At 36.9% G+C, this 12,020-nt stretch carries 11 protein-coding genes, 1 tRNA gene and 4 pseudogenes; 13 read left to right on the top strand and 3 right to left on the bottom strand.

The features are described 5' to 3' along the window. Positions 1 to 54 precede the first annotated feature (54 nt). The 9 genes and pseudogenes from efp to recN all read left to right on the top strand — a co-directional run bounded on the left by efp (position 55) and on the right by recN (position 7,060). Complete coding sequence (gene efp, locus LEUFL_RS0107640; RefSeq protein WP_010008568.1) at positions 55 to 618, top strand: elongation factor P; 564 nt, start codon at positions 55 to 57, stop codon at positions 616 to 618. 122 nt (positions 619 to 740) lie between these two features. Continuing rightward, positions 741 to 1,199: an Asp23/Gls24 family envelope stress response protein gene (locus tag LEUFL_RS0107635; protein ID WP_010008567.1), complete on the top strand. Its 459-nt coding sequence runs from the start codon at positions 741 to 743 to the stop codon at positions 1,197 to 1,199. After that, positions 1,199 to 1,605: pseudogene (gene nusB / locus LEUFL_RS12090) on the top strand (transcription antitermination factor NusB). The gene LEUFL_RS0107635 and the pseudogene nusB overlap by 1 nt, the downstream one beginning before the upstream one ends. 75 nt (positions 1,606 to 1,680) lie before the next feature. Further along, positions 1,681 to 2,977: pseudogene (xseA, locus tag LEUFL_RS12085) on the top strand (exodeoxyribonuclease VII large subunit). Further along, on the top strand, positions 2,958 to 3,179 hold the full coding sequence (locus tag LEUFL_RS0107610; protein WP_010008566.1) for an exodeoxyribonuclease VII small subunit: 222 nt from the start codon (positions 2,958 to 2,960) through the stop codon (positions 3,177 to 3,179). Before xseA ends, LEUFL_RS0107610 begins: the two are co-directional and overlap by 20 nt. Beyond that, positions 3,172 to 4,050: a polyprenyl synthetase family protein gene (locus LEUFL_RS0107605; protein WP_010008565.1), complete on the top strand. Its 879-nt coding sequence runs from the start codon at positions 3,172 to 3,174 to the stop codon at positions 4,048 to 4,050. Before LEUFL_RS0107610 ends, LEUFL_RS0107605 begins: the two co-directional genes overlap by 8 nt. A 6-nt stretch (positions 4,051 to 4,056) precedes the next feature. Next, complete coding sequence (locus LEUFL_RS0107600; protein ID WP_010008564.1) at positions 4,057 to 4,890, top strand: TlyA family RNA methyltransferase; 834 nt, start codon at positions 4,057 to 4,059, stop codon at positions 4,888 to 4,890. Beyond that, positions 4,883 to 5,337, top strand: a pseudogene (locus LEUFL_RS12080) (arginine repressor). The gene LEUFL_RS0107600 and the pseudogene LEUFL_RS12080 overlap by 8 nt, the downstream one beginning before the upstream one ends. A gap of 43 nt (positions 5,338 to 5,380) precedes the next feature. Beyond that, positions 5,381 to 7,060, top strand: a complete 1,680-nt coding sequence (gene recN, locus LEUFL_RS0107590; protein WP_010008559.1) for a DNA repair protein RecN — start codon at positions 5,381 to 5,383, stop codon at positions 7,058 to 7,060. A 30-nt stretch (positions 7,061 to 7,090) separates the two neighbouring features. Here recN and LEUFL_RS0107585 read toward each other — a convergent pair whose 3' ends face one another. Beyond that, on the bottom strand, positions 7,091 to 7,615 hold the full coding sequence (locus tag LEUFL_RS0107585; RefSeq protein WP_010008557.1) for a hypothetical protein: 525 nt from the start codon (positions 7,613 to 7,615) through the stop codon (positions 7,091 to 7,093). Positions 7,616 to 7,724: 109 nt separating this feature from the next. Here LEUFL_RS0107585 and LEUFL_RS0107580 point away from each other — a divergent pair. The 4 genes from LEUFL_RS0107580 (at position 7,725) to arsC (ending at position 10,250) form a co-directional block, all read left to right on the top strand. Then, positions 7,725 to 7,798 (top strand) — tRNA-Arg (locus LEUFL_RS0107580). Between the two features lie 260 nt (positions 7,799 to 8,058). Then, a complete protein-coding gene (locus LEUFL_RS0107575; protein ID WP_010008556.1) occupies positions 8,059 to 8,397 on the top strand; it encodes a hypothetical protein in 339 nt (112 codons plus the stop codon). 125 nt (positions 8,398 to 8,522) lie between these two features. Then, positions 8,523 to 9,485: a cation:proton antiporter gene (locus LEUFL_RS0107570; RefSeq protein WP_010008555.1), complete on the top strand. Its 963-nt coding sequence runs from the start codon at positions 8,523 to 8,525 to the stop codon at positions 9,483 to 9,485. 354 nt (positions 9,486 to 9,839) lie between these two features. Then, the gene (gene arsC / locus LEUFL_RS0107565; protein WP_029508719.1) at positions 9,840 to 10,250 is read left to right on the top strand and encodes an arsenate reductase (thioredoxin); all 411 of its coding nucleotides are present in this window, start codon (positions 9,840 to 9,842) and stop codon (positions 10,248 to 10,250) included. Positions 10,251 to 10,499: 249 nt separating this feature from the next. On the opposite strand, the gene LEUFL_RS0107555 is transcribed toward arsC, so the two are convergent. Together LEUFL_RS0107555 and LEUFL_RS12075 are read right to left on the bottom strand one after the other, a co-directional pair. Continuing rightward, positions 10,500 to 11,066 (bottom strand): hypothetical protein, encoded by a 567-nt coding sequence (locus LEUFL_RS0107555; protein WP_010008552.1) that lies wholly within the window; start codon positions 11,064 to 11,066, stop codon positions 10,500 to 10,502. 348 nt (positions 11,067 to 11,414) lie between these two features. Further along, positions 11,415 to 11,779 (bottom strand): annotated as a pseudogene (locus LEUFL_RS12075) (DUF1304 domain-containing protein). Positions 11,780 to 12,020: the final 241 nt, after the last annotated feature.

Below are 12,020 nucleotides of genomic sequence, written 5' to 3'. Positions count from 1 at the left end.
GGCAACTTTCTGGTATAATAATACTAATTTATAATTTAAAGAGGAATTGATATCATGGCAATTGGCATGAACGATTTAAAGACTGGTTTGACGATTGAGTATAACAACTCAATTTGGCGTGTATTGGAGTTCCAACACGTTAAACCTGGTAAGGGCGCAGCGTTCGTCCGTTCTAAGTTGAAGAACTTGCGTACTGGTGCAGTTAACGAAGTCACTTTCCGTCCTGGTGATAAGTTTGAACAAGCTGAAATTACGACACGTCCAATGCAATATTTGTACGCTGACGGTGATTCACGTGTATTCATGGATACTGAAACATATGATCAAGTATCTATCCCTGATGATCACATCAAGGACGCACTTAAGTTCTTGCTTGAGAATGCTGAAGTTAAGGTAACAACTTATCAAGGTGAAATTTTAGATATTGAACTACCATCAACGGTTATTTTGGAAATCACTGAAACACAACCTGGCATCAAGGGTGCAACAGCAACTGGTTCAGGAAAGCCTGCAACATTAGAAACTGGTGCCGTCATTACAGTTCCTGATTTTGTTAATTCTGGTGAAAAGATTATTGTAAATACTACTGATGGTGGTACTTATAAGGGTCGCGCCTAAGTACATGCTTAAAATGTGGTCAATTTAGTTATTTTATTCAACGTTGGCGATCACGTTTGTTTTAAACGTAAAGTTTCGCTTAGCGGAACTTTTTATTTTCACACCAATCGAGGAGGACATCAATGGCAAAAGAAACAAAACACAGCAAGCAAGACATGCGTAATATTTTGTTAGCAGAGTCTGAAGAAGATACAGGTACAACACAAATCACACCAGAAGTGATTGAAGTGATTGCACAAATTGCGACACAAGAAGTTAGCGGTGTTTATTCAATGCGTGGTAAGTTATCTGATAAATTCACACGATTATTTGGTGCTACGGCTCGAGGTAAGGGTGTTGTATTGCACCAAGCGCTACAAGGACTTATCATTGATGCTTATGTCTTCTTAGAATATGGTGTGGCAGTGCCTAAAGTTGCTTTGAATATTCAAAGTGCAATTAAATCACAAATTGCGTCAATGACTGATTTAACAGTCACTCAAGTCAATGTACACGTTAGTGGTATTATCCCAGATAAGCGTGTTAGTACAATTGATCCAAATAATTTATTTGGGGAAGATGATATGGGGTCAAAAGATTAATGGCGAAATTATCACGTCACGCATCAAGACAAGCAGCATTTCAAATTCTATTCGCGTTAGAAAAAGATCCGACGAATAATAGCATTGATAGTCTGTATGAAATAGTATTAGATGGTAAAAGTTTTGATGATTATTTACCAAGTTTAGTTAATGGCGTTTTGGGAACCAAAGCAGAACTAGACGAAAAATTTCATCGCATTTAGCACCAACATGGGCGCTTAACCGAATTAATAAAGCTGATTTGGTTATCTTGCGCTTGGCAATATATGAATTGACTACTGTTGAAGCCGTGCCTTATAAAGTCGCTATTGATGAGGCGGTTGAGTTGGCCAAAACATTTGCTGATGAAAAGGATCGAAAATTTGTAAATGGTGTCTTGAAACATTTTGCACCAGTTGAAGAATAAATCGCAATTATGCGATTTTTTTTGTATATATACAGTTTCGATTGGTATAATTGTTGAGAAGACTTGAGGTGAACAATGGCAAATAACCAATACTTATCAGTAAGCGCACTAACCGCTTATTTGAAAAGAAAATTTGATGCTGATCCTTATTTAGCACAAGTGTATGTAACGGGTGAAATATCCAACATGGGTCGCCGTCGAGGGCGACATTTATATTTTTCAATTAAAGACCCTAACGGTAATGCAGTAATAAGTGCTGCTATGTTTTCGTACGAAAAGCGACTAAAATTCAAACCAGAAGAGGGCATGAAAATAAATGCTATTGGTCGTGTTCAACTATATGAGCCGAATGGTAGCTATTCAATTATTTTGGAACAAATGTCGCCAGATGGTGTCGGCGAACTTTTCTTGGCTTATGAACAATTAAAGAAAAAGTTGAAACAAGAGGGTTTGTTTGATTTACCCAAGCAAGCTATTCCGCGTTTTCCCAAAAAATAGCAGTCATAACTTCTCCAACTGGCGCAGTTATTGAAGATATTGCTCGGACCGTACAACGCCGCTACCCAAGCGCACAGGTTGTATTGTTTCCGGCAAAGGTTCAAGGCGCTGGCGCGGCAGAAAATGTCACAGCACAAATTTTGAAGATTGATGCTATGGCAGAATATGACACATTGATTGTTGGTCGTGGTGGTGGATCAATTGAAGATTTATGGGCTTTTAATGACGAGACGTTGGCGAGGACAATTGCTAATGCTAATTTGCCAATTATTAGTTCGGTAGGACATGAGACGGACACGACATTAGCTGATTTTGTTGCAGATCGTCGTGCGGCAACGCCCACAGCAGCAGCAGAGATTGCAACACCATTAACGAAGCAACAAATTCAAGAGCGTATTTATGAACTAAAAATTCGCCAAATCAATATTTTGCGGCGACACCTAGCAGAAAAAAGCAACGTATCCAACGTATCAAGCAACATGTCATTTTTCAACAACCGGATCGTTTATATACTGGATATAATCAACGTGTCGATAATTTATCACAAGCAATCGTTCGTACAATGAATCAACGTGTAACCTATGCACAACAGGCTGTTACCACAATGCTTAATCGTGAACGTCAATTGCGCCAACAATTATTGAAACCATCACAAGAAAGATTACATTTAGCAAGTGCAAAGCTAGATTTGGTTAGTCCGCTAAAAACCTTGTCCAGAGGCTATGCTATTGTGAGTGACCAAGAAAAAATTGTAAAATCAATTGATGATCTGCATGTCGGTGAAGATGTACAGGTACGATTAGCGGATGGTTATGCTAAAACAACAATCAAATTAACTGAGAAGGAAGAAATAGATGGCAACACCAACATTTGAAGAAAAACTTGAAAAACTTGAAACAATTGTTTCACAACTAGAGCAAGGTGATCGCCCATTAGAAAGTGCACTGTCAGATTTTCAAGTCGGCATTGGTCTTGTTAAGGATTTACAAGCAACCTTAAAAGATGCTGAAGATACTTTGGCAAAAGTGATGGATGATGACGGTAATTTAACAGACTTAGAGCTAACCAATGACTGAATTAGAAAAATTTATAAATAAATGGCGACCTAAAGTTGATCAGCAGCTAGAACAAGACTTGAATCAGGCTACTTTGGATGAAGATTTAAACGCTATGATGAAGTATGCTGTTCTAAATGGTGGTAAAAGGTTACGACCACTCTTAACTTTAGCTGTAGTGCAAAGTTTTGGTCGTACGATTACGGCTGATATTTTAAAAGCAGCCTCGGCAGTAGAATGGATACATTCTTATTCCTTAGTTCATGATGATTTGCCTGCAATGGACAATGATACAATGCGCCGTGGTAAGCCAAGCGTGCATGCTTTGTTTGGTGAGGCTAATGGTATTTTAGTTGGCGATGCATTATTAACTGGCGCTTTTGCAATTTTATCAGATTCTAGATCAAATGAAGATGTGCAGACACGTTTAGATTTAATACAAGCCTTATCAGCGCTTGCGGGTGGTTATGGGATGGTTTATGGGCAAGTTAATGACATGCGTAACCATAATAATACGGATGATAACAATGCTGATATTGGTGTTGATTGGTTATTAAGCGCTGTCCATCGCCCTAAAACAGCAGCGTTGCTCACATATGCAAGTGAGGCGGGGGCTATGTTAGCACAACAGCGATCAGTTCAAACTCATTTACGACAATTTGGTGATAGTTTTGGCGTTGCCTATCAGATTCAAGATGATATTGATGATACAGCGCAAGCTTCTGATACTGAAGTTGGTACTTTACCGCATATTATTGGCATTGAAGCATCACGTGCGCAACGTGATGACTATTTGCAACGCGCACAGCAGGCATTGCAACAGATCGAAACTGATGTTGCAACTTTTGATCCTGCGTTATTAAATGACTTTTTAAATTTAATTGGAGACTAATGTAACATGGCTATTGAAAAAGAGCGTGTTGATATATTACTTGTACAACAAGGCCTATTTACGTCACGTGAACAAGCAAAACGAGCGGTTATGGCTGGCCAAATTTTAGGGCATAATGAAGAACGCTTAGATAAGGCAGGACAGAAAATTCCGGTCACAACTGAGCTACATCTTAAAGGGGAACGACTGAAATATGTTTCACGAGGCGGTTTAAAATTAGAAAAAGCGATCCAAGATTACGCGCTTTCAGTGACAAATAAAGTAGTATTAGATATCGGTTCATCGACAGGTGGTTTTACAGATGTTGCCTTACAGAATGGCGCACAACGTGTTTATGCCTTGGATGTTGGTACGAATCAATTGGTATGGAAGTTGCGCAATGATGAACGTGTTAAAGTTATGGAAAATACCAATTTCCGCTATTCTAAGCTAGAAGATTTTAAGTTTGGACAGCCTGAATTTGCTACGATTGATGTATCGTTTATTTCGTTAGGCTTGATTTTGCCACCTCTGGCACAAATTATCAAACAAGATGGCTATGTCGTTGCCTTGGTTAAGCCACAATTTGAAGCAGGTCGTGATAAAGTTGGCAAACATGGTATTGTCAAAGACCCGAAGGTTCATCGCGAAGTCTTAGAAAAAGTCACGCAATTAATGCTTGAACATGGTTTTAGTATTCGTCATTTAACTTATTCACCCATAAAAGGTGGGCAAGGGAATATTGAATTTTTGGCAGTTATTCAACGTGATAATGATCCGCAAATAGCTGATGATATTAATATCGATCAGCTCTTAGAGAGAACGTATCATCAATTGAATCAGGAGCCGGTTCATGAATAAAAAAGTACGCCAAAAAGCACTACTTGATTTAATTAAAGCTAAAAAATTGGACGACAAGAAGATATTGTGGCTCATTTTATCTCACTTGGCGAACAAATCACTCAAGCTACTGTGTCTCGTGATATTAATGAGTTAGGTTTGGTTAAAGTACCCAATTCAAAGGGTGGCTTTCATTATCATTTACCGCAAAAAAATGATCGACCGCATTTACAACGGCTTAAAAGAGCGTTGCAACAATCATTTTTGAGTGTTCGTGCCCAAAAGCAAATGCTACTCATGAAAGTACAGCCTGGAAACGGCCCCTTGGTTAGCAAATTGCTAGAACAAGTACAATTACCTGAAATTTTTGGTACGATAAGCGATGATGATTCTGTTCTCGTATTATTGAAAGACGGGTATACCGCACAACAAGCTATTAGTATGATTCAAAAAATGTTAGAAAAATAGTTTAAGGGAAATGATATAGATTATATATCAAAAATAACGTGATATGCTTGAAAATTTAGTTATTGAAAATTTCGCTATAATTGAAAAAGTTGATCTACAGTTTGATAAGGGAATGAGCGTTTTAACCGGTGAAACAGGTGCTGGAAAATCCATTATTATTGATGCATTGACATTGCTAACTGGTGGCCGCGCTAGTTCTGATATGGTTCGTCATGGTGCTCGTAAGGCAACTCTACAAGCTGTTTTTAGCGTGCCAAACAATCCCTTATTACGTCATTTATTGGATAATAATGGTATTGATACAAGTGAACAAGAGCTGATTATTTATCGCGAAGTTAATATTAATGGGCGTAGTACAATTCGTATTAATGGCTTGCTTGTGAATTTGAAGACTTTAGCTATGGTCGGCCATTATTTGGTGGATATTCAAGGTCAAAACGATACACAGCAACTCTTGAATAATGATGAGCATTTGGTGTTGCTTGATGCTTTTGGTGGTGATGATTTACAAAAGATTAAGCAAACATATCAAGGCGTATTTGAAGAATTTCGCACGGTAACACAGCAAATTCATAAAGTCCAAACCTCTCAACAAGATATTGCGCAACGTTTAGATTTGCTAAAATTTCAAAAGGAAGAGCTTGCTGCAGCAAACCTACAACCAGATGAAGAAGATAAGTTATTAGATGCGCGTAGTAAACTCAGCAATTATAAAAAGATCGCGGACCGTTTACAAAATGTTGAGTACACATTAAATACTGAGCAACACGGTGCGGTTGATTTATTAGCAGATGCCATGCAACAATTACAAGAAATTGCGACCTACGATGAAGCATTTGCGCAGCTATCAGAGACGGTATCGGAAGCCTATTATACGGCACAAGAAGTGGGGCGTGATGTTGATGAGCAACTGAGTGAGTTGACTTATGATGAAAATGAATTAATTAGAATAGATGATCGTTTGCAGCTAATCCATTCGCTTGAACGAAAATATGGTGCAACGATTCAAGATATTTTAGTATTTCAAGATAAAATTACGCGTGAACTATCGGATATGGATAATGGTGTTTTGGACATTGAGCATTTACAAGAGCGTCGCGAATCATTAAGGCTAACGTTGAAGTCACACGCTATAAAATTACGTGATGCAAGACAGAATGTAGCGCATCAGCTGGAGAAAAATGTGAATCAGCAATTGTCAGATTTATTGATGAGCGGTGCGGAATTTGCGGTACATTTTGATACAATTAAAGGCTTTTTGTCTACAGGAACTGATAAAGTTGAATTTTATGTACAAACCAATATTGGTGAGGGGATGGCACCATTAGTGAAGATTGCTTCTGGTGGTGAAGCAGCACGTCTGATGTTAGCATTAAAAACAACGTTTGCTAAGCAACAACATATTATTTCAATTGTTTTCGATGAAGCAGATACGGGTGTTTCTGGTCGTGTGGCTCAAGCGATTGCCAAAAAAATGCTAACAATTGCTACTGATTCTCAGGTTCTGGCAATTACACATTTACCTCAGGTTGCCGCCGCAGCGACACACCATTTCTTAATTGCAAAAGAAACAACGCATGATCGAACGTTGACGCGTGTTAAACCATTAGATGAAGCGAGTCGAGTAGAAGCTATTGCCATGATGTTATCTGGGGATGATATTAGTGAAACAGCATTAGCTAATGCACGTGATTTACGGCAGCAAAGCCAACATCTAAATTAAAAAGCACTGGGCTTATAGCACCAGTGCTTTTTAATTTTCGTTTTCGTCTTGAATACCGATGTGATAGATAGACGATTCAATGTTTAATTCACTATTTAATTTGTCAACAATCCGTTGTCGTTGTGCGGAACTTTTATTAATTGCATTGACTGATAATTCGATTAATACTTCAAATTTATCATGGAAACGAGAAGCAACACTAGCGTCGATATTATACTTGCCTTTTTGGGCGTTCTTAGTGATAGAAATAATACCATTGCGACCGTAAAGTGTTTCGCGCATAGCTTTAGCATCAGACGCACTTAGATTTTTACTGTTGTGCTTAATAATTTTAGTACCTGTTTTTTCAACAGCAGCCATTGTTGTCGGTTTTGTATAATCAAAATGGTCTAAATCATCAAGCAATTGAGAAATATTTTGCTTAGATGTTTTAAGTTGCCGATAATCGGATTTTGGCATCGAAACGCCAGCATAGGTTGGTTGCTGATATAGTGTTATAAAAGCAATAAATAAACCAACGACCAGGACACCAAGTGCAATTAATGCTTTTCTCATAAGAATCTCCATTGAAATGGTATTTATACTACTATATACAGTATACCAATTATATAGACTAAAAACATGTGGCGAAGGCCTAGTATATATGGTAAAATATTGTTCGTACGCACTGGTAGCTCAGCTGGATAGAGCAGCCGGTTTCTACCCGGCAGGTCGAGGGTTCGACTCCCCCTCAGTGCATTAATGATTTCAAGACGTTTCAAGAGATATCAAAAAGCTGATACAGCGCCTTTTCTAAAAAATAACGTTGCATTGCATTTCATAGTATTTCAAGCAAAAAGGTACTTTTCCAGGTACTAAATTAAATAAGCGAGTAGGCAGTGTAACGGCATTTAAGCCGTTTTTTATTTGCTTATTTTTATCAATTTTAGACCTCGTCAAGCTATGACGTTAGATGATAGAATGGATGCAATGATAATATCAATTTAGAGGTGATTATATTGGCTCAAAAAAGGACTTATGCGCATCTACTACGGAGCTATTTTGATGGTAGAATTGATGCCCTGATACATTTATTTGATATGAGATCACAGTACAATAAGTACAGTAGGGAAGCTAAACAATTTGTAGAAGAGGTCAAGCAAGTAATTGATGATTTTCTTAGTGAGCAGAGCCCTGAAATACAGGAGATGTATTATAAAAAATATAGGGATGGCATACCGTTTGGCGATTTTTACAATATCGTAGCACCGACAAATAAAATATTGGCACTGAATGCGGACTTAAAGCAACGTGTTGAAGCTATTAAACAGCCAGAACGATTCTATATTTATACATGATTTGCCTGCAATAATTCAGAATGGTATACTTTAGGTGTAATATGAAATCGGTTGGGCGTAAGCTTCAAGAATGAATTAGTCGGGGAACTAATTGATTTTTGAAGCTTTTTTATTAAGGAGATAATATGGTATACGGATTAATTTTATTACTGGTTGTAGTAACACTGATATTGGGAAAGATATCAATAAAACTAGGCATGTCAGAGGTAGTAGGCCAATTATTATCAGGAATTATTTTAGGCGCAGGTCTATTAAACATTGTGCATCCGACAAATTTAATTCATCTAATATCAGAAGTGGGTATTTTTATTTTAATGTTAAATTCTGGAATGGAATCAGACATTAAGGAGATGCGAAAACATATCAAGGCTTCTACGATAATAGCTATATTAGGTGTTGTGTTACCCATGGTGGCATTCCCTATTGTATTTGCATTATCTGGTTATAGTCTAATTAGTTCATTGTTTGCTGGTGTTGTGTTCTCGGCTACATCTATATCAATTACATTATCAGTACTTGCTGAGCAGAAGAAACTCGGGACCCCAATGGGTGCTATTATTCTATCAGCGGCAGTTTTAGATGATATTATTGCATTGGTTGCAGTGACACTGTTTTCTATATTTATTGGTGGCGGAACATTAGGTATTACTAGCATATTGCCGTTGATTGCTTTTATATTGGGTATTTTATTAAGAAAAATACCAGCCTCTGATATTTTATCTAAAGTATCAAGTCAGTTAGGTCGTTGGTTCTTCTATCCTGTGTTTTTTGGTGCCATTGGTTTAGAAGTTAGTATCCAAGGTTTGGGTAATAAAGTCATACCCATCATTCTATTTAGTGTGTTAGCTGTGATAACAAAATTTGCGGGTTCCTTCATTGGTGCTCGGTTATCTGGATTGAATTATAGGGTAGCTAATGCAATCGCTGCCGGAATGGTATCAAGAGGGGAAATGGCACTAATTATAACGCAGATAGGTATCGCAGCAAATATTATTAATGAGGACATTTCTGGAGAATTTATTATTGCCATTATTATTTCAACCATAGTAGCCCCGATTATGATGAAACCCTTATTTTCCAGAACCTAATCTTATTAGACGGCCCTCTATATATCTGAAGGGAGCGTCACAAGGTGGCGTCCTGAAGTCTTAACAATGCAGAAATTAAAACTTTTTAAGTGTCTATATTGACGTGGTAAAACACTGATATAAAGGCATTTTTAAACAAAAATAGGCGTTTAGGGGTAGCACAAACATTGGCCGTTATTATAACGATTTGATGCAAATAAGTTAGATTTACATGACAAAAAAGAAATAGGAACTTGCTATTCTAGTCTAACTTTTTATGATTTTTAGTGATAACTCCAAAAATAGGTTTATTAATTGAGTATCAAGTATAATTAGTTTTAGGATAGTATTTTATAAGTTTAAAGGAATGGATTAATGAAAATTTACTTTTTGTGCACAGGAAACTCCTGCCGCAGTCAAATGGCAGAGGGATTTGCGAAAGACATTATGCCTAAGAACTGGATAATTAAGAGTGCAGGTATTGAACAACATGGATTAAACCAAAGAGCTGTAAGTGTCATGGCAGAGGCGGGAATTGATATATCTAATCAAACGTCTGATTTAATTGATGATGATTTTTTATTTAGTTGTGACTATGTGATTACATTGTGTGGTGACGCCAATGATAAATGTCCTGTCACTCCAGCCAATGTTAAAAGGTTGCATTGGCCATTAACTGACCCGGCTGGTGCCACAGGGTCAGAAGAGGTTATTCAAAGTCAGTTTAGAAAGACACGTGATGAAATTCAGATTTTGGTACACCAATTAAGAATGAATCTTGTTTGATGAAAAAGCCAATAAAAAGAATTAGTCAAACCATAAAAAAGCAGATTATACTCGAATACCCAGAACTTGACGACGCATTAAAAGAGCAAGATTTCAGTTGATTAGTCGATAATAACGTTGAATAAGCGTCTTAAATATAAAATGGTGTTATTTATACCATTAACAACTAACAACGCTTAAAACGGCGTTCATAGCGTTAAAATAGACACAATAAAACCACGTCCTAGATTGAAACTGGAGCGTGGTTTTTTATTTTATATATGTTTGTTGTTCACTAAGGATAGCATCATATTGTTTACTTATCTCATCAGCATTTTTTTGTTTGCCAATATTTATTACACGACTAAGTAATAGAGCTTTATTAATTAATTTATCAATGTGTTCAATTTTATTGTTATAAGTGCTCCAGTGCATACCTTTTGGTTTATTGTGGAGTGATAACGTTATAGGCTCATACCTTAAATAACTTGAGAAGGCCCATTCAAATTTAGGGTTCAGTTCGGTGCGAGCTTTAGACAATAGACGATCATAATACAAGAATTGTGAAACACTATCACGTTGTACGATATTTTCTTGCAGTGGGTAATATAGTTTGGCACAGTTACGACAAGCCATTACTGACTTCACATCATATAATGTGCCTTTACGTTTACCACATACAGGGCATACAAGCCAATAACGCACACCACCATAATTAGGGAATGTTGTCGTGAGTTTCACTTTATGGTCATTGAATCTAACGCAATCCTTAACACTGTGAATATTAGAGACAACATTTTTTATATTTAGTTGTTTATAGTCTGTAACTGTACGCATATACTGTCTAAATCATTAAGCAAATTTTGTGACCGGTTGCAACCTTAATTGATTGTATATGTCTATTATACTTGATGTGGTAGGCGTTACAAACGTTGTTACAACGTGTAACCTTGGTTACAAAAAAGGCCAACTCATTTGAGCATTTCATTGACCACAAGATCAATGAACTAGGCTTAGCTGACACGGTTGGGTATTATACTAGACGTGTTTTTAAAAATAATCAATACTGTATTTGTGAAAGATTATGAAAATAATGACATCTTAATAGTTATAATCAATTTACGAACATTATTTTTAACGTGAACGCTTGGCACGTATGTACGCACTCTGTGAGTGCTTATAAAATTAGACTATTAATAATAGTATTGCGACAATGACAGCCAGCGTGCCTTGCTTGAAAAATATAGACTTATCTCCAGATGAGAAACTACCATACAAAGCTACTAGAATAATATAGATCATAATAGCAAGTAAGCTGTTGTGGTAGTTGTGTGTGAAGAACAGTGTATAAATTATACCTACTGCGATCAAACCATTGTAAACACCTTGATTTTTTAACAAAGTTTGTATTTTTTACTTTGTAAATCAGTTTCTGACATGTTAAACGTGTCGGCTGTCTTTGGGGATGTTGTAGCAAACGTTTCTAAATACATAATGTATAGAAATTCTACGGCAACTAAAAGGCTAATAATAGTGATTATTAAACTCATTTTTCTCTCCTATTGCTTTTAACGTGGTTCTGGCACGTATGTACGCACTGAAGCAGTGCATTATTTGTAAATTATCATAGCGGAATAGGCAAATATGGGTGTTTTATACTGCACTTCGATAATTTCATGCCCGTTTGCTTCTAGATCAGCTATAGCAGTATTTAATCTGTTAGTGAAGCTTGTAGTTGACCAGTAACCATTTACAAGTTGTGTTTTCATAGTTCAACATCCCCGTAATGCT

Origin of the sequence: Leuconostoc fallax KCTC 3537, from assembly GCF_000165675.1 — a bacterium.
Taxonomy (GTDB): Bacteria; Bacillota; Bacilli; order Lactobacillales; family Lactobacillaceae; genus Leuconostoc_B; species Leuconostoc_B fallax.
This window is presented reverse-complemented; position numbering and strand designations above follow the sequence as displayed.